The sequence below is a fragment of the Streptomyces thermocarboxydus genome (assembly GCF_024760485.1).
Taxonomy (GTDB): domain Bacteria; phylum Actinomycetota; class Actinomycetes; order Streptomycetales; family Streptomycetaceae; genus Streptomyces; species Streptomyces cellulosae.
This window is the reverse complement of the sequence record NZ_CP058273.1, coordinates 2,283,748-2,301,968: the sequence shown is the minus strand read 5'-3', so window position 1 is coordinate 2,301,968 and position 18,221 is coordinate 2,283,748. Positions and strand designations below refer to the sequence as shown.

The 18,221-nt window shown below is 72.9% G+C and carries 16 protein-coding genes; 13 read left to right on the top strand and 3 right to left on the bottom strand.

Annotated elements, in window-relative coordinates:
• The first annotated feature begins 2 nt into the window (after positions 1-2).
• The 3 genes from AY578_RS10685 to holA all read left to right on the top strand — a co-directional run bounded on the left by AY578_RS10685 (position 3) and on the right by holA (position 2,175).
• Complete coding sequence (locus tag AY578_RS10685; protein WP_215048959.1) at positions 3-854, top strand: arylamine N-acetyltransferase family protein; 852 nt, start codon at positions 3-5, stop codon at positions 852-854.
• 23 nt (positions 855-877) lie between these two features.
• Complete coding sequence (locus tag AY578_RS10680) at positions 878-1,123, top strand: hypothetical protein (RefSeq protein ID WP_215048958.1); 246 nt, start codon at positions 878-880, stop codon at positions 1,121-1,123.
• 62 nt (positions 1,124-1,185) lie between these two features.
• Complete coding sequence (holA, locus tag AY578_RS10675) at positions 1,186-2,175, top strand: DNA polymerase III subunit delta (protein WP_020700034.1); 990 nt, start codon at positions 1,186-1,188, stop codon at positions 2,173-2,175.
• Between the two features lie 191 nt (positions 2,176-2,366).
• Here holA and rpsT read toward each other — a convergent pair whose 3' ends face one another.
• On the bottom strand, positions 2,367-2,633 hold the full coding sequence (gene rpsT / locus AY578_RS10670) for a 30S ribosomal protein S20 (RefSeq protein ID WP_019523131.1): 267 nt from the start codon (positions 2,631-2,633) through the stop codon (positions 2,367-2,369).
• A gap of 251 nt (positions 2,634-2,884) precedes the next feature.
• Here rpsT and lepA point away from each other — a divergent pair, with 251 nt between their 5' ends.
• The 5 genes from lepA (at position 2,885) to hemW (ending at position 11,513) form a co-directional block, all read left to right on the top strand.
• On the top strand, positions 2,885-4,753 hold the full coding sequence (lepA, locus tag AY578_RS10665; protein ID WP_215048957.1) for a translation elongation factor 4: 1,869 nt from the start codon (positions 2,885-2,887) through the stop codon (positions 4,751-4,753).
• Between the two features lie 245 nt (positions 4,754-4,998).
• Positions 4,999-6,873, top strand: a complete 1,875-nt coding sequence (locus tag AY578_RS10660) for an AMP-dependent synthetase/ligase (protein WP_215048956.1) — start codon at positions 4,999-5,001, stop codon at positions 6,871-6,873.
• A 107-nt stretch (positions 6,874-6,980) separates the two neighbouring features.
• Positions 6,981-7,925 (top strand): NADP-dependent oxidoreductase, encoded by a 945-nt coding sequence (locus tag AY578_RS10655; protein WP_215048955.1) that lies wholly within the window; start codon positions 6,981-6,983, stop codon positions 7,923-7,925.
• Between the two features lie 224 nt (positions 7,926-8,149).
• Complete coding sequence (locus tag AY578_RS10650) at positions 8,150-10,228, top strand: ATP-binding SpoIIE family protein phosphatase (RefSeq protein WP_258902295.1); 2,079 nt, start codon at positions 8,150-8,152, stop codon at positions 10,226-10,228.
• Between the two features lie 52 nt (positions 10,229-10,280).
• Positions 10,281-11,513, top strand: a complete 1,233-nt coding sequence (hemW, locus tag AY578_RS10645; RefSeq protein WP_258902294.1) for a radical SAM family heme chaperone HemW — start codon at positions 10,281-10,283, stop codon at positions 11,511-11,513.
• A gap of 202 nt (positions 11,514-11,715) precedes the next feature.
• Here hemW and AY578_RS10640 read toward each other — a convergent pair whose 3' ends face one another.
• Together AY578_RS10640 and AY578_RS10635 are read right to left on the bottom strand one after the other, a co-directional pair.
• A complete protein-coding gene (locus AY578_RS10640) occupies positions 11,716-12,522 on the bottom strand; it encodes a DUF3097 domain-containing protein (RefSeq protein WP_019523137.1) in 807 nt (268 codons plus the stop codon).
• 34 nt (positions 12,523-12,556) lie between these two features.
• On the bottom strand, positions 12,557-13,285 hold the full coding sequence (locus AY578_RS10635) for an MBL fold metallo-hydrolase (protein WP_026243570.1): 729 nt from the start codon (positions 13,283-13,285) through the stop codon (positions 12,557-12,559).
• Positions 13,286-13,447: 162 nt separating this feature from the next.
• On the opposite strand from AY578_RS10635, the gene hrcA reads away from it, so the two are divergent.
• The 5 genes from hrcA to AY578_RS10610 all read left to right on the top strand — a co-directional run bounded on the left by hrcA (position 13,448) and on the right by AY578_RS10610 (position 18,204).
• Positions 13,448-14,464, top strand: coding sequence for a heat-inducible transcriptional repressor HrcA (gene hrcA / locus AY578_RS10630; RefSeq protein WP_190000580.1), 1,017 nt, complete (start codon positions 13,448-13,450; stop codon positions 14,462-14,464).
• Entirely contained in the window at positions 14,465-15,604 is a 1,140-nt protein-coding gene (gene dnaJ, locus AY578_RS10625; RefSeq protein WP_019523140.1) for a molecular chaperone DnaJ, read from the top strand.
• 134 nt (positions 15,605-15,738) lie between these two features.
• Entirely contained in the window at positions 15,739-16,812 is a 1,074-nt protein-coding gene (locus tag AY578_RS10620; protein ID WP_136239046.1) for a nitronate monooxygenase, read from the top strand.
• On the top strand, positions 16,809-17,549 hold the full coding sequence (locus tag AY578_RS10615; RefSeq protein WP_215188824.1) for a 16S rRNA (uracil(1498)-N(3))-methyltransferase: 741 nt from the start codon (positions 16,809-16,811) through the stop codon (positions 17,547-17,549). Before AY578_RS10620 ends, AY578_RS10615 begins: the two co-directional genes overlap by 4 nt.
• Before the next feature lie 112 nt (positions 17,550-17,661).
• Positions 17,662-18,204, top strand: a complete 543-nt coding sequence (locus AY578_RS10610; protein WP_370879094.1) for a hypothetical protein — start codon at positions 17,662-17,664, stop codon at positions 18,202-18,204.
• The last annotated feature ends 17 nt before the right edge of the window (positions 18,205-18,221 follow it).

Sequence of the window (18,221 nt, the reverse complement as noted above, 5' to 3'; positions counted from 1 at the left end):
CCATGACCGACGGGACCGACACCGCGACGACCGACGCCTATCTGCGCCGCCTGGGGATGGAGCGGCCCGCCCGGCCCACACCGGACGCGCTGCGCGAGCTGCATCTGCGCCATCTGCGGACCGTGCCGTTCGAGAACCTGTCCGTGCATCTCGGCGAGGAGATCGTGCTGGACGAGAAGCGGCTGCTGGACAAGGTGGTGAAGGCCGGGCGCGGCGGGTTCTGCTACGAACTCAACGGCGCCTTCGGGGCGTTGCTGACCGCGCTCGGCTACGACGTCACCCTGCTCGCCGCACGGGTGTACGGGGACGGCGGACGGCTGGGCGTCCCGTACGACCATCTCGCGCTGCGGGTGCGGACGGAGGACGGCGGCGACTGGCTGGCGGACGTCGGCTTCGGCGCGCACTTCCATCTGCCGCTCGCCTTCGGGGAGCGGGAGGAGCAGCGGGACCCGGCGGGCGTCTTCCGGATCGCGGAGGCGGAACCGGACGCGGCCGGGGTACGCGGCGGTCACGATGCGGCGGGCGCGGCGGACCTGGACGTGCTGCGCGACGGGCGGCCGGTGTACCGGCTGGAGACACGGCCCAGGGCGCTCGCCGACTTCACGGCGGGAGCCTGGTGGCACCGCACCTCGCCGCACTCCCACTTCACCCGGTCGCTGGTGTGCTCCAGGGTCACCGACGACGGCGGCCGGATCACGCTCGGCGGCCGCCGGCTGACGCTCACGGCCCCGGACGGCACACGGCAGGAGCGGGATGCCGGGTCGGACGCGGAGGTGCTCAGCGTCTACCGGGGTGAGTTCGGGATCACGCTCGACGCGGTGCCCGCGGTGCGGGGCGGCGGGACGGACGGCTGATCCCGTACCGGACAATGAGCCGTGTGAGTGATGTGCGACATGTGCTGGTGCTGCCCGACCGGGACGCGGCCGAGGAGGTGGCCGAGGCGCTGGAGGAGCGCTTCGGCGTGGACGAGGAGCCGCGGCTCGTGCGGGACGCCCTCGCGGGGGAGGACGACGCGGAGGACGCGCAGTGGCTCGTCCTGCTGCGGGACGAGGCGGGCCGGCTGGACCCCGGCGAGCTGAACGAGTTCGTCGCCGGGTGGGACGGCTGGCGCGAGGAGCCGTAGGCGCGGCTGCCGCGTGAACGGCCGGGCGGGGTTGTCGGTGGCCCGTGGGATGCTTGTCGGCGATGGCCAGGAAGAACGCATCCGACGACCCTCTCGCCCCCGTGACGCTCGCCGTGGGCCAGGAGGAGCTGCTGCTCGACCGCGCCGTGCGGGAGGTGGTGGCGGCCGCGAAGGCCTCCGACGCCGACACGGACGTACGCGACCTGACCCCGGACCAGCTCCAGCCGGGCACCCTCGCCGAGCTGGTCAGCCCCTCGCTGTTCGCCGAGCGCAAGGTCGTCGTCGTGCGCAACGCGCAGGACCTGTCGGCCGACACCGTCAAGGACGTCAAGACGTACCTGTCCTCGCCCGCCGAGGAGATCACCCTCGTGCTGCTGCACGCGGGCGGCGCGAAGGGCAAGGGGCTGCTGGACGCGGCGCGCAAGGCGGGCGCGCGCGAGGTGGCCTGCCCGAAGATGACCAAGCCGGCGGACCGGCTGGCGTTCGTGCGCGGCGAGTTCCGGACGGCGGGGCGTTCGGCGACGCCCGAGGCGTGCCAGGCGCTCGTCGACGCCATCGGCAGCGACCTGCGCGAGCTGGCCTCCGCGGTGACGCAGCTGGTCGCGGACGTCGAGGGCACCATCGACGAGGCGGTCGTCGGCCGCTACTACACCGGGCGGGCCGAGGCGTCGAGCTTCACGGTCGCCGACCGCGCGGTCGAGGGTCGCACGGCGGAGGCCCTGGAGGCGCTGCGCTGGTCGCTGTCGACGGGCGTGGCCCCCGTGCTGATCACCAGCGCGCTCGCGCAGGGCGTCCGCGCCATCGGCAAGCTGTCCTCGGCGCGCGGCGGCCGCCCCGCCGACCTGGCGCGCGAGCTGGGCATGCCCCCGTGGAAGATCGACCGCGTGCGCCAGCAGATGCGCGGCTGGACGCCGGACGGCGTCGCCGTGGCGCTGCGCGCGGTCGCCGAGGCGGACGCGGGGGTGAAGGGCGGCGGGGACGACCCGGAGTACGCCCTGGAGAAGGCGGTCGTCACCATCGCCCGCGCGGCCCGCTCCCGCGGCCGGGCGTAGTCCCCGTAGGCGTGCATGCCGAAGGCCCCGCCTCCCGCCCTGGGGAAGGGCGGGGGACGGGGCCTCCGGATGAAGCTTTCGAGCCCGTACCCGCGTGGCGAACGCAGGCCGCGTACGGGCTCGGGGGTGTCGGCCGGGGGCGGATGAGAGAGGGCCCGCCCGGGTCCCGCCGACGGTCAGATCAGGGTGGTTCAGCCCTTGACGGACGCGACCTTGCGAGCCAGCGCCGACTTCTTGTTGGCGGCCTGGTTCTTGTGGATGACGCCCTTCGAGACGGCCTTGTCGAGCTGGCGCGCAGCGGCGCGCTGGTACTCGGTGGCCTTCTCGGCGTCACCCGCGGCGGCGGCCTCGCGGGCCTTGCGGATCGCGGTCTTCAGAGAGGACTTGACGGCCTTGTTGCGCAGCCGGGCCTTCTCGTTGGTCTTGTTCCGCTTGATCTGGGACTTGATGTTCGCCACGAATGAGCCTCTACAGGTTCTGGCACGGGCCGTACGCTGACGCACGGCTTCGCACCGGGTGATTTCTTGGGGTGTGCCTCGCGCTGAGAGGGCATGAGACACAGCCCCCCACACTACCAGCGGGCCATTCCGTGGCCCAAACCCGTCCCAGGTCGCCACCCGTGGGACCATGGAAGCTACGTATCGATCCGACCCGAGACCGCAGACGGACAAGCACACGTATGCGGACGCCTCAAGAATCAGGACCCTGCGTGCCCGCGATCCCTAGCCATGTGCCCGAGCCGAGCCGTACCGACCCGGCGCTGATCCGCAATTTCTGCATCATCGCGCACATCGACCACGGCAAGTCCACGCTCGCCGACCGGATGCTCCAGCTGACCGGTGTGGTCGAGCAGCGGCAGATGCGCGCTCAGTACCTCGACCGCATGGACATCGAGCGCGAGCGCGGCATCACGATCAAGTCCCAGGCGGTGCGTCTGCCGTGGGCCCCGACCCACGACAAGAGCAAGACGCACATCCTCAACATGATCGACACCCCGGGGCACGTCGACTTCACGTACGAGGTCTCCCGGTCGCTCGCCGCGTGCGAGGGGACCATCCTCCTGGTCGACGCCGCCCAGGGCATCGAGGCGCAGACCCTCGCCAACCTGTACCTGGCGATGGAGAACGACCTCACGATCATCCCGGTGCTGAACAAGATCGACCTGCCGGCCGCGCAGCCGGAGAAGTTCGCCGAGGAGCTGGCGAACCTGGTCGGCTGCGACCCGGACGACGTGCTGAAGGTTTCCGCGAAGACCGGTCTCGGCGTCGAGGCGCTGCTGGACCGCGTGGTCGCCGACGTGCCCGCCCCGGTGGGCGTCGCGGACGCCCCCGCCCGCGCGATGATCTTCGACTCGGTCTACGACTCCTACCGCGGCGTCGTCACCTACGTCCGTGTCATCGACGGTCAGCTCAACAAGCGCGAGCGCATCAAGATGATGTCCACCGGCGCCACCCACGAGCTGCTGGAGATCGGCACCAACTCGCCCGAGATGCTGCCGGCCGACGGTCTCGGCGTCGGCGAGGTGGGCTATCTGATCACCGGTGTGAAGGACGTCCGCCAGTCGAAGGTCGGTGACACCGTCACCAGCCAGTCCAAGGGCGCCACCGAGCCCCTCGGCGGCTACAAGGACCCCAAGCCGATGGTGTTCTCCGGGCTCTACCCGCTGGACGGCTCGGACTACCCGGAGCTGCGCGAGGCCCTCGACAAGCTCCAGCTCAACGACGCCGCCCTGGTGTACGAGCCGGAGACCTCCGCCGCGCTCGGCTTCGGCTTCCGCGTCGGCTTCCTCGGCCTGCTGCACCTGGACGTGATCCGCGAGCGGCTGGAGCGCGAGTTCGGCCTCGACCTGATCGCCACCGCGCCCAACGTGGTCTACCGCGTGGTCATGGAGGACGGCAGCGAGCACACCGTCACCAACCCGAGCGAGTTCCCCGAGGGCAAGATCAGCGAAGTCTACGAGCCCGTCGTGCGGGCCACGATCCTCGCGCCCAGCGAGTTCATCGGCTCGATCATGGAGCTGTGCCAGGCCCGGCGCGGCGTCCTGCTCGGCATGGACTACCTCTCCGAGGACCGGGTGGAGATCCGCTACACCCTGCCGCTCGCCGAGATCGTCTTCGACTTCTTCGACCAGCTGAAGTCCAAGACCCGCGGCTACGCCTCCCTCGACTACGAGCCCACGGGCGAGCAGACGTCCAGCCTGGTCAAGGTGGACATCCTGCTGCACGGCGACAAGGTGGACGCGTTCTCCGCGATCACCCACAAGGACCAGGCGTACGCGTACGGCGTGCGGCTCGTCGCCAAGCTGAAGGAGCTGATCCCGCGGCAGGCGTTCGAGGTGCCCGTGCAGGCGGCCATCGGCTCCCGGGTGATCGCCCGCGAGACCATCCGCGCCATCCGCAAGGACGTCCTCGCCAAGTGCTACGGCGGTGACATCTCCCGTAAGCGGAAGCTGCTGGAGAAGCAGAAGGAAGGCAAGAAGCGGATGAAGATGGTGGGTTCCGTGGAGGTTCCGCAGGAGGCATTCATCGCCGTCCTCTCCAGCGACGAGAACGCGGGATCGGGCAAGGCCAAGAAGTAGCCGCGGGTTACCGGCGGTCACTCCGCAAACCGGGCGAATCGGGGCCCGTCGCACGTCGGTGCGGCGGGCCTCCCGCGTCCCTCACGTGACTGTCTGTGTGAAGTTACAGGCCGTGGCCCCTTACGCAGTGGCCGGTCGGCCTTTACTCTGTCCGTGCTCGATAGTTACTCGCGAGTTAAACAACGTTGCGAGGAAACCCCAGCCGCACTGAGCCAGCCGCACCGTCGCGGGCCCCGGAGGATGTCGTGAGCGACACACAGACACTGATCGAGAACCGTCCGCCGAGCGTGGCGACCCTCTTCCTGGAGCGTGTGGCGGCCACACCGGACGCCGAGGCCTACCGCTATCCGGTCCCACCAGCCTCCGGCGAGGGGCCGGACGACTGGAAGTCGCTGACCTGGGCCGAGGCCGCAGAGCGCGTCCACGCGATCGCGGCCGGCCTGATCGAACTGGGTGTGCAGCCGGAGCAGCGGGTCGCCCTCGCCTCCTCCACCCGCGTCGAGTGGATCCTCACCGACCTCGGCATCCTCTGCGCCGGCGCCGCCACCACCACGATCTACCCGCAGACCAACGCCGAGGAGTCCGCGTACATCCTCTCCGACTCGCAGAGCCGGGTCCTGGTCGCGGAGAACGCCGAGCAGGCCGTCAAGGCCGTCGAGAAGCGCGGCGAGCTGGCCGAGCTGACCCACGTGGTGGTGGTCGACCCCGAGGGCGTCGACACCGACGACTTCGTGATCACCCTGGCCGAGCTGGAGAAGCGCGGCGCCGCCCGCCTCCAGAAGGAGCCCGAGCTGATCAAGGAGCGGGTCGCGGCCCTCACCAAGGACCAGCTCGCCACCCTCATCTACACCTCCGGCACCACCGGCCGCCCCAAGGGCGTGCGTCTGCCGCACGACAACTGGTCGTACATGGCCAAGGCGATCGCCGCGACCGGCCTGGTCACCGGTGACGACGTGCAGTACCTGTGGCTGCCGCTGGCGCACGTCTTCGGCAAGGTGCTCACCTCCGGCCAGATCGAGGTCGGCCACGTCACCGCGGTCGACGGCCGCGTCGACAAGATCATCGAGAATCTGCCGGTGGTCCAGCCGACCTACATGGCCGCCGTCCCCCGGATCTTCGAGAAGGTCTACAACGGCGTCGCCGCCAAGGCGAAAGCCGGCGGGGGCGCGAAGTACAAGATCTTCCAGTGGGCCGCGGGCGTCGCCCGTGAGTACGCCAAGGTCACCCAGGACAACTTCCGCCGCACCGGCGCCGCGACCGCCCCGGCCGGACTGCGCGCCAAGCACGCCCTCGCCGACAAGCTCGTCTACGCCAAGATCCGCGAGGCGTTCGGCGGCCGGCTGCGCGCCTGCGTCTCCGGCTCCGCAGCCCTCGCGCCGGAGATCGGCTACTTCTTCTCCGGCGCCGGCATCCACATCCTGGAGGGCTACGGCCTCACCGAGTCCTCCGCGGCGTCCTTCGTGAACCCCGGCGAGGCCTACCGCACCGGCACCGTCGGCAAGCCGCTGCCCGGCACCGAGGTCCGTATCGCCGACGACGGCGAGATCCTGCTGCGCGGCCCCGGCATCATGCAGGGCTACCACAACCTCCCCGACAAGACCGCCGAGGTCCTGGAGGAGGACGGCTGGTTCCACACCGGCGACATCGGCGAGCTGTCCGCCGACGGCTATCTGCGCATCACCGACCGCAAGAAGGACCTGATCAAGACGTCCGGCGGCAAGTACATCGCGCCGGCCGAGGTCGAGGGCCAGTTCAAGGCGGTCTGCCCGTACGTCTCCAACATCCTGGTGCACGGCGCCGACCGGAACTACTGCACCGCCCTCATCGCCCTCGACGAGCCGTCCATCACCGCCTGGGCGGCCGAGAACGGCATGGAGGGCAAGTCCTACGCGGACATCGTCGCCGCCCCGGCCACGGTCGAGATGGTCGACGGGTACGTCAAGCAGCTCAACGAGGGTCTGCAGCGCTGGCAGACCATCAAGAAGTTCCGCCTGCTGCCGCGCGACCTGGACGTGGAGCACGGCGAGATCACCCCGAGCCTGAAGCTCAAGCGCCCGGTGGTGGAGCGCGAGTACAAGCACCTCATCGAGGAGATGTACGAGGGCACGATCGAGAAGTGACGGACCGTCGGCCGGGAGGGCGCACGCCTTCCCGGCCGACGCGGTCCTTCCGCTTTTTGCCGCCGGTTTTGGGAATCGATCGCGGGCCGGCGCGGTTGCCTCTCGCCATGAAGGCAATCGGATCAACGACGTTCGGCGGTCCCGACGTTCTGCGGGAGCTGGAGCTCCCCACCCCCGAGGCCGGACCCGGCGAGGTCCGCATCCGGGTGCACGCCGCGGCCGTGAACCCCACCGACGCCCTGTTCCGCGCCGGCGCCTACGCCACCCGCATGACGGACGTCCCGGGCCCGTACCTGCCCGGCATGGACGCGGCCGGCGTGATCGACCAGCTCGGCCCCGGCGCCGACGGCCGGCTGAGCGTGGGACAACGGGTCGTCGCGCTCGTGATGCCCACCCGCCCGCAGGGCGGCGCCTACGCCGAACAGATCGTCGTGCCCGCGGAGTCCGTCGTCCCCGCACCCGCCGGGACGGACCACGCCGAGGCGTCCACCCTCCTGATGAACGCCGCCACCGCCCGGCTGGCCCTCGACACCCTCGCGCTGCCGCGGGGCGCCACCGTCGCCGTGACCGGCGCGGCGGGCGCCGTCGGCGGTTACGCGATCGAACTCGCCAAGGCCGACGGCCTGACCGTCGTCGCCGACGCCGCCCCGCACGACCGCGACCTGGTGCGCGGCTTCGGTGCCGACCACGTCGTCGACCGGGGCAAGGACGTCGCCACGCGCGTCCGCGAGCTCGTGCCCGACGGCGTGGCCGGGCTGGTGGACGGCTCCGACCAGCGCGAGGAGGCCGTCCCCGCGGTCGCGGACGGCGGCACCCTCGTCGCCCTGCGCGGCTGGCAGGGCCCCGCCGAAGGCGGCGTCACGGTGGCCCCGGTCTTCGTGGCGGGCGTCCGCGGCGACACGGCCCTGCTGGACGCCCTGCGGCTCCAGGCCGAGCAGGGCGTGCTGTCCCTGCGCGTCGCCAAGGTGCTGCCCGCCTCCGACGCGGCCGAGGCGCACCGCCTGCTGGCGGCTGGCGGTCTGCGCGGGCGTCTGGTCCTCGACTTCTCCTGAGGCCCTGTCGTCCGGGCCCGCGCCGGGTGGCGCGGGCCCGGCACTTCTCGTTCCGCGATGACCGGAAACGAGCGGTCGCGGTGCCGCTGTTGACCGAACGGGTAGCACTGTTCCCCCGGCAGGCGGTCCACTTTCGTGACTCCGCGCTTATGGGCGGGTCCGTTCTGTCACCCTGTCGGCAAGCGATCGAGTTCTCTTCGTACGAACTGCCCGGGGAGCTGCCCATGCGGGCCATTCCGACCCAACGGGAGACCACCTCGTGCGCCTCCGACGTGCGGGGGTGCACGCGGGTGGAGGCGACGCTGTCCGGAAGCCCCCTCGCGCCGGGCTCCGCACGCGCGCTGCTGCGCAAGGCGCTCACGGAGTGGGCGCAGTCCACGGCGGTCGGCGCCGACCTCCTCACCGGCCGCGTCGGCGACGACGCCGCCCTGGTCGCCAGCGAGCTGGTCACCAACGCGGTCGTGCACGCCGGCACGGACGTCCACCTGACCTGCAGGCTGGAGGAGGGCACCGGAGCGCTCGTCGTCGAGGTCGCCGACCGGCACCCCTCCCGCGCGCCGCGCGACGACGCCGAGGAGGCGCCGGCGCACGACATCCCCGAGTACGGGCGCGGCCTGCGCCTGGTCGCCGCGCTCGCCGAGTCCTGGGGCGTCACCTACCGCGCCGGCAGCAAGACCGTGTGGGCGCGGCTGCCGACACGAGAGGAGGCGCCCGCCGACCCGCCCGCCGCGTACGCCGGGGAGCGCGCCCCCGCGCGTGACCTGCGAGCCGCCGCCGTGCTCTCCGGCGACCCGCTCGATCCCCTCGCCGCGCGCGGGCACACCGGACCCCGCGACGGCCCGCGTGAAGGCTCCCGGGACGCCTGGCGGGCCGCCTCCTACGGCGACGACTGGCTGGCCCGCCGCCCCGGACGCGACGCCGCCTGGCTGGGCCGGGGCGCGCTGTCCTTCCTCGCCGAGGCGTCCGACCTGCTCGCCGGGCAGCTGGACGAGGACCTGGTCGCCTCCCTCACCGGCCAGCTGATCGTGCCCCGGCTCGCCGACTGGTGCGCGGTGTGGCTGGAGGACGAGGCCACCGCGCACGGCGGCCGGCCCGGCGCGGGTGGCCGCCTCGCCCGCGTCTGGCACGCCGGCGAGCATCTGGTGGAGGAGCTGAGCCGGGCCCTCGAACGCACACCGCCGCCCCAGTCCGACGACCCGCTGGGCACGGGGCCGGTGCGGTATCCGTGGCCGGGGGCCGGTGTGGTGGAGGGCGGGGACGTCGACGGGCCGGCGTCCGCCGCGTCCGGGTACCTCGACGGGCCGCCGTCCGGTGACGCCGAAGGGCCCGCCCTCGAGCCGCCCGGGGCCGCGCTCGCCTACCGGCTCGTCGCCGGGGGACGCCCGCTCGGCACCCTGGTGATCGGGCGCGGCGGCATCGACCGCTTTCCCGACGAGATCACCGGGCTCGTGGAGGACCTGGGGCGGCGGGTCGCGCTCGCCATCGGGGCGGCCCGGCAGTACGCCCGCCAGGCCACCATCAGCGCCGTGCTCCAGCGTGGCCTGCTGCCCGGCGCCGTCGCCGAGATCCCCGGCGTGCGCAGCGCCCTCGTCCACGAACCGTGCGACAAGGGCGGCCCCAGCGGCGACTTCTACGACCTCTTCCCGGCCGGTCACGGACGCTGGTGCTTCGCCGTCGGCGACGTCCAGGGCAAGGGCCCCGAGGCGGCCGTCGTCATCGGCCTGGTCCGCCCCTGGCTGCGGCTGCTCGCCCGCGAGGGCTACCGCGTCGCCGACGTCCTCGACCGGCTGAACCAGCTCCTCCTCGACGACGCCACGGAGGCGGCGGACGCGGCGGCCCGCGCGCTGGTGGCGGCCGGGGCACGCCCCACCGCCCCCGGCGACGGCCCCCAGACCCGTTTCCTGTCCCTCCTCTACGGCGAGCTGGTGCCCTTCGAGGGCGGCGTCCGCTGCACCCTCGCCTCCGCCGGCCACCCCCTGCCCCTCCTCCTCGACCCCGAGGGCGCCGTACGGGCCGTCGCGCAGCCGCAGACGCTGCTGGGGGTCGTCGAGGACGCCGGGTACACCAGCGAGACCTTCGAGACGTACTCCGGCGACACCCTGCTCTGCGTCACCGACGGGGTCACCGAGCGGCGCTCCGGATCCCGCCAGTTCGACGACGGGGACGGGCTGGCCCGGGCGCTGGCGGGCTGCGCCGGGATGGAGGCCGGGGCGATAGCGGACCGGATCACCCGGCTCGTGCACGAGTTCGGGGCGAGGCCCCCGGCGGACGACATGGCCCTGCTGGTGCTGCAGGCCGAGTAAGGGCGTACACGGAGCGGAAGGGGATCGCGCGCGGTGCGGGACAATGGAGCACATGCCTTCCGCACTCCCCGACGGCGAGCCCGTCCCCGCCGACGGCGCGCTGCCCGCGTCCGCGCTCGCCGGGGCGGCCGACCGCCCCCTCGGGTTCTACCTGCACGTCCCGTACTGCGCGACCCGCTGCGGCTACTGCGACTTCAACACCTACACCGCGACCGAGCTGCGCGGCACCGGCGGCGTGCTCGCCTCCCGCGACAACTACGCCGAGACCCTCGTCGACGAGATCCGGCTGGCCCGCAAGGTGCTCGGCGACGACCCGCGGCCGGTGCGCACGGTGTTCGTCGGCGGAGGCACACCCACGCTGCTCGCCGCGGGCGACCTGGTGCGGATGCTGGGCGCGATCCGTGAGGAGTTCGGTCTGGCGCCGGACGCCGAGGTGACCACGGAGGCCAACCCGGAGTCCGTCGACCCCGCCTACCTCGCCGAGCTGCGGGCCGGCGGCTTCAACCGGATCTCCTTCGGCATGCAGAGTGCCCGGCAGCACGTGCTGAGGATTCTCGACCGCACGCACACCCCCGGCCGGCCCGAGGCGTGCGTCGCCGAGGCGCGGGCGGCCGGGTTCGACCACGTCAACCTGGATCTGATCTACGGCACGCCGGGGGAGTCGGACGACGACTGGCGCGCCTCGCTGGACGCGGCGATCGGGGCCGGCCCCGACCATGTCAGCGCGTACGCGCTGATCGTCGAGGAGGGCACGCAGCTGGCCCGGCGGATCCGGCGGGGAGAGGTGCCGATGACGGACGACGACGTCCACGCGGACCGGTACCTGATCGCCGAGGAGATGCTGTCGGGGGCGGGGTTCTCCTGGTACGAGGTGTCGAACTGGGCGACGTCGGAGGCGGGGCGTTGCCTGCACAACGAGCTGTACTGGCGGGGCGCGGACTGGTGGGGGGCCGGGCCCGGAGCCCACTCGCACGTCGGTGGGGTGCGGTGGTGGAACGTCAAGCACCCGGGGGCGTATGCGTCGGCGCTGGCGGAGGGGCGGTCGCCGGGGGCGGGGCGGGAGGTGTTGTCCTCGGAGGACCGGCGGGTCGAGCGGATCCTTCTGGAGCTGCGGCTCCGGGACGGGGTCCCGTTGGATCTCCTCCGGGAGGAGGGCCTCGCCGCTGCGCGGCGCGCGCTGTCTGACGGCCTGCTCCGTCCCGAGCCCTTCGCGGAGGGCCGCGCGGCCCTCACCCTGCGGGGGCGGCTGCTGGCGGACGCGGTGGTCCGCGACCTGGTCGACTGACCAAAGGGTTCTCGCCCCCGCCGCCCTTTCCCGTCCCGACCCGGGGCTCCGCCCCGGACCCCGCTCCTCAAACGCCGGAGGGGATGATGTCAGCCTGTCCGGCGTTTGAGGACGAGGCCCGTCAGGGCCGACAAGGGGGGTCTGGGGGCGCAGCCCCCAGGGTCGGGAAGGGAAAGGGCGGCGGGGGCGAGGAAACCGGTTCTTACGACGGGGCCGTCACGAAGTCGATCAGTTCCTCCACCCGGCCGAGGAGCTGGGGCTCGAGATCCTTGTACGAGTGGACGGAGTCCAGGATCCGTTTCCACGCCTCGCCCGTGTTCGAGACCCGCCACCCCAGCGCCCCGCACACCCCCGTCTTCCAGTCCACCCCCCGCGGCACCCGAGGCCACGCCTCGATCCCCACCGACGCCGGCTTCACGGCCTCCCAGATGTCGATGTACGGATGCCCCACCACCAGCGCGTGCTCGCTCGTCACCGCCTGCGCGATCCGCCACTCCTTCGTGCCGGGCACCAGGTGGTCCACCAGCACCCCCAGCCGCGCGTCGGGCCCGGGCGCGAAGGACTCGACGATCGACGGGAGGTCGTCCACACCCTCCAGGTACTCCACGACCACCCCCTCGATCCGCAGGTCGTCGCCCCACACCTTCTCGACCAGCTCGGCGTCGTGCCGGCCCTCGACGTAGATGCGCCCGGCGCGGGCGACCCGCGCCCGCGCGCCGGGGACGGCGACCGAGCCGGACGCCGTGCGGGTGGGACGCGAGGGGCCGGACGCGGGGCGGACCAGCGTCACCACGCGGCCCTCCAGCAGGAACCCCCGCGGCTCCAGCGGGAACACCCGGTGCTTGCCGAAGCGGTCCTCCAGGGTCACCGTGCCCGCCTCGCAGCGGATCACCGCGCCGCAGAACCCGGTGCCGGGCTCCTCCACCACGAGGCCCGGCTCGGCCGGCACCTCGGGGACGGACTGCGGCTTCTTCCACGGAGGGGTCAGATCGGCGGAGTACTGGCGCATTCTGCCGACGATACGAGCAACACCGGCACGATGATCACTCCGACACGCCGAACCGGGCCGCCAGCGTGTCCCGTTGGGCCCGTACGAACGCCGCGTCGACCACCGCGCCATGGCCGGGGACGTACACCGCGTCCTCGCCGCCCAGCCGCAGCAGCCGGTCCAGGGCGTCCGGCCAGCGGGACGGGACGGCGTCCGGGCCCGCCTGCGGCTCGTCCGACTCCTCCACCAGGTCGCCGCAGAAGACCACCTCCGGGTCGCCGGCCACCAGCACCACCAGGTCGTACGCCGTGTGGCCGGGGCCGATGTCCGCCAGCAGCGCCTGCCGGCCTCCGCCGAGGTCCAGCGTCCACTCGCCGGACACCGCGTGCCGGGGCGGGACCAGCGCCGCCACCGCCTCGTCGGCCTCCGCCGGGTCCAGCCCCCAGCGCACCGCGTCCGCCCGTAGCTCGTCCCGTCCGCGTCCGGCGAGCGCCACGTCCAGGCCGACCGCTCCGTACACCTCCGCGTCCGCGAACGCGGGGGCACCGAGGACATGGTCGAAGTGGGGATGGGTGAGCGCGAGATGCGTCACACGGCGGCCGGTCAGCTCCCGCGCCTCGCTCCGCAACCGCGCGCCCTCGGCGAGGGAGGAGCCCGCGTCGACGGCCAGGACGGCGTCCGCGCCCACCACGAGCCCCGCGGTGCAGTCCCACCCCGGCAGCCGGCGCCGCCCGACCCCCGGCGCCAGTTGCTCCCATCCCGACTCTTCCCAAGTCACGGTCATGACCGGGACGCTAGCGGGGACGACGCCACCCGGCACCGCGGCACGGACCGGCCTTGCCGACGCCGTGCCCCCCGGCCGTACACTGGGCCGGGGAAGTCTGGCACTCGCGTGCGAAGAGTGCCAGAGTCGTTACCGGGCGGAAGCCAGCTGGAGGTGTGCGCGATGCTCAGTGAACGCAGGCTCCAGGTGTTGCGCGCGATCGTCCAGGACTATGTGGGCACCGAGGAGCCCGTCGGGTCGAAGGCCCTCACCGAGCGGCACAACCTCGGCGTCTCCCCGGCCACCGTGCGCAACGACATGGCGGCCCTGGAGGAGGAGGGTTTCATCGCCCAGCCGCACACCAGCGCCGGGCGCATCCCCACCGACAAGGGCTACCGGCTGTTCGTCGACAAGCTGGCCGGCGTCAAGCCGATGAGCCCGCCCGAGCGGCGGGCCATCCAGAACTTCCTCGAGGGCGCCGTCGACCTCGACGACGTCGTGGCCCGCACGGTGCGGCTGCTCGCGCAGCTCACCCGGCAGGTCGCCGTGGTGCAGTACCCCTCGCTGACCCGTTCGACGGTGCGGCACGTGGAGCTGCTGTCCCTCGCCCCGGCGCGGCTGATGCTGGTGCTGATCACCGACACCGGCCGGGTCGAGCAGCGCATGGTCGACTGCCCGGCGCCGTTCGGCGAGGCGTCCCTGGCCGACCTGCGGGCGCGGCTCAACAGCCGGGTCGCGGGCCGCCGGTTCACCGATGTGCCGAGTCTGGTGGAGGACCTCCCGGAGGCGTTCGAGGCCGACGACCGCGGTACGGTCTCCACGGTGCTCTCCACTCTCCTGGAGACGCTCGTCGAGGAGAACGAGGAGCGGCTGATGATCGGCGGTACCGCCAACCTCACCCGCTTCGGCCACGACTTCCCCCTCACGATCCGGCCCGTCCTGGAGGCGCTCGAGGAGCAGGTCGTGCTCCTCAAGCTGCTCGGCGAGGCGAAGGATCCGGGTGTGACCGTACGAATCGGTCACGAGAACGCCCACGAAGGACTCAACTCCACGTCCGTCGTGTCGGTCGGCTACGGTTCGGGCGGCGAGGCTGTCGCCAAGCTCGGCGTGGTCGGACCGACCCGCATGGACTACCCCGGAACGATGGGAGCGGTACGCGCAGTGGCACGGTACGTCGGACAGATCCTGGCGGAGTCATAGGTGGCCACGGACTACTACGCCGTACTCGGCGTACGCCGCGACGCGTCGCAGGAAGAGATCAAGAAGGCCTTCCGGCGGCTCGCCCGCGAGCTGCATCCGGACGTCAATCCGGATCCGAAGACCCAGGAGCGGTTCAAGGAGATCAACGCCGCCTACGAGGTGCTGTCGGACCCGCAGAAGAAGCAGGTCTACGACCTCGGCGGCGACCCGCTCTCGCAGTCCGGCGGCGCCGGCGGCGCGGGCGGCTTCGGGGCCGGGGGCTTCGGCAACTTCTCCGACATCATGGACGCGTTCTTCGGCACGGCGTCGCAGCGCGGACCGCGCTCGCGCACCCGCCGCGGCCAGGACGCGATGATCCGGATCGAGGTGGAGCTGGACGAGGCCGCCTTCGGCACGACCAAGGACATCCAGGTCGACACGGCCGTCGTCTGCAACACCTGCAACGGCGAGGGCGCGGCCCCGGGCACGTCCGCCCAGACCTGCGACATGTGCCGCGGCCGCGGTGAGGTCTCGCAGGTCACCCGGTCCTTCCTGGGCCAGGTCATGACCTCGCGCCCCTGCCCGCAGTGCCAGGGCTTCGGCACGGTCGTGCCCACGCCCTGCCCGGAGTGCGCGGGCGACGGCCGGGTCCGCTCCCGCCGCACGCTCACGGTCAAGATCCCGGCCGGCGTCGACAACGGCACGCGGATCCAGCTGGCGGGCGAGGGCGAGGTCGGCCCCGGCGGCGGTCCCGCCGGCGACCTGTACGTGGAGATCCACGAGCTGCCCCACCCGACGTTCCAGCGGCGCGGGGACGACCTGCACTGCACGGTCACCATCCCGATGACCGCGGCGGCGCTCGGCACCAAGGTGCCGCTGGAGACGCTGGACGGCATGGAGGAGGTCGACATCCGGCCCGGCACCCAGTCCGGCCAGTCGATCCCGCTGCACGGCCGCGGCGTCACGCACCTGCGCGGCGGCGGCCGGGGCGACCTCATCGTGCACGTCGAGGTGCAGACCCCGACCAAGCTGGACCCGGAGCAGGAGCGGCTGCTCCGCGAGCTGGCCAAGCTGCGCGGCGAGGAACGGCCCACGGGGCAGTTCCAGCCGGGGCAGCAGGGGCTGTTCTCACGGCTGAAGGACGCGTTCAACGGGCGCTGAGCGGCCGTTCGACGGGCGCTGACCCCGCCTCTCGCCGGTGGCCGTCGGTGTGGCAGGCGGCCCGGCGAAAAGTGGCTTATGCCAAGGGGAAGGGCCGGTTCGGAGTTGGTCGGGGGACGTGACAACATGCGGTCATGTCCTCCGTACTGACCGATCTCTTCCCGCACCCGATCGTGCAGGCGCCCATGGCGGGCGGCGTGTCGGTGCCGCAGCTCGCCGCCGCCGTGTCCGACGCGGGCGGGCTCGGTTTCCTGGCCGCCGGGTACAAGACCGCGGACGGGATGTACCAGGAGATCAAGCAGCTGCGGGGACTCACCTCCCGCCCCTTCGGCGTCAACCTCTTCCTGCCCCAGCCCGAGACGGCCGACCCCGCCGCCGTCGACGTCTACGCCCACCAGCTGGCCGGCGAGGCCTCCTGGTACGAGACCGAGCTGGGCGACCCCGAGAGCGGCCGCGACGACGGCTACGACGCCAAGCTCGCCGTGCTGCTCGACAACCCCGTGCCGGTCGTGTCGTTCCACTTCGGCGTCCCGGCCCGTGAGGTGATCGACTCGCTGCACCGCGTCGGCACCCTCACCTTCGTCACCGCGACGACCGCCGAGGAGGCCCGCGCCGTGGAACGGGCCGGCGCCGACGTGGTGATCGCCCAGGGCGTCGAGGCCGGAGGCCACCAGGGCACCCACCGGGACCTCCCCGAGACGGACGGCGGGGGCATCGGACTGCTGTCCCTGGTCGCCCAGGTCCGCGAGTCCGTCGGCATCCCGATCGTCGCCGCCGGGGGCATCATGCGCGGCGCTCAGATCGCCGCCGTCCTCGCGGCCGGCGCGAGCGCGGCCCAGCTGGGCACGGCCTTCGTCGCCGCCCACGAGTCCGGCGCGCACGCCCTGCACAAGCAGGCCCTCACGAACCCCCTCTTCGCCCGCACCGAGCTGACCCGCGCCTTCAGCGGCCGCCCGGCGCGCGCCCTGGTCAACCGCTTCGTCCGCGAGCACGGCCCGTACGCGCCCGCCGCCTACCCGGAGGTCCACCACCTCACCGCGCCGCTGCGGAAGGCCGCCGCCAAGGCGGGGGACGCGCAGGGACTGGCGCTGTGGGCGGGGCAGGGCCACCGGATGGCCCGTGAACTGCCCGCCGGGCAGCTGGTGGAGGTCCTGGTCGCCGAACTGGCCTCCGCCCGGACGGCGTTGTCGGCGGGAGGTGCCCGATGACCGCGCCCGTCTTCGTCGTCGACGACTTCGACACCGGCGGTACCGGCCGCTACGTCCTCGGCGGACCCGAGGGCCGGCACGCCGTCGCCGTGAAGCGGCTGCGGGCCGGCGAGGAGGTCGTCCTCACCGACGGCGCCGGCCGCTCGGCCGCCGGCGAGGTGGAGGGCGCCGAGGGCAAGGACCGGCTGATCGTCCGGCTCGGCGAGGTCGTCGAGGAGCCGGCGGAGACGCCCCTGCTGACCGTCGTGCAGGCGCTGCCCAAGGGCGACCGGGGCGAGCTGGCCGTGGAGACCATGACCGAGGTCGGCGTCGACGCGATCGTGCCGTGGGCGGCGTCGCGGTGCATCACGCAGTGGAAGGGGGAGCGGGGCGCCAAGTCCCTCGCCAAGTGGCGGGCCACCGCCCGGGAGGCGGGCAAGCAGTCGCGCCGGGTGCGGTTCCCGGAGGTCGCGGACGCGGCGACGAGCAAGGGGGTTGCCTCGGTTCTCGCCGAAGCGGAGTTCGCGGCGGTGCTGCACGAAAGCGGGACCGAGCCGCTGGCTTCGGCTCCCTTGCCCAGCACCGGGGACATCGTGCTGGTCGTCGGGCCCGAAGGCGGGGTGTCCCCCGAGGAGCTGGCGCTCTTCGAGAGCGTGGGGGCCCGGGCGTACCGCCTCGGGAAGAGCGTGCTGCGGACGTCCACGGCGGGTACGGCTGCTGCGGCGCTGCTGTTGGGGCGGACCGGGCGCTGGTCCTGAGGCCACGGGGCTCGCCCCGGACCCCGCTCCCCGAACGCCGGAGGGGCTTTTGGGGAGCGCGTGGCCCAATGCGCCCTACCGCCGCGCGAGCGGCGATGGCACGCTGCCCTTCATGGGGGCGATGACAAGGTTCCCGCGGGGAACACGGGCGCGGCGGCTCGTACTTGCCGTCGTGTTCGCCGTGGCCGCGGCCGCCGGCGCGACCGCCTGCGAGGGCGGCAGCCTCAGTTCCGCCGCCGTGGCGATCACCACCGACGGGACCGTGACCAAGGAACTCAACCGGCAGAAGGACAAGGTCCGCTGGCTCACCTGCACCGCGTCCTTCGGGGACCGGGACCGGTCGGCGTCGCCGGCGTCGGAGGCGACCGCCGCCTCCGTCGACTGCGAGGGCGAGACCGAGGGCGGCAAGGAGATCACCGTCACCGGACGGGTCACCCACGCCGTCAACAACGCCTGCGTCCGCGGGGACATCACCGCGAAGGTGGACGGCCGGCAGGTGTTCCGCGTCGAGGGACTGGGCGACTGCGACTCCAAGAGCCCGCCCCGCGTGGGCGAACCGACGCAGCGGGGACCGCGGCCCACCGTCACGGTGACCGTCACCACGACCGTGTGGTGCGACCAGTACCCGAACTGTCGCCCCGTCGAGGGCAAGTGATCGGAACCCCTGGCCGG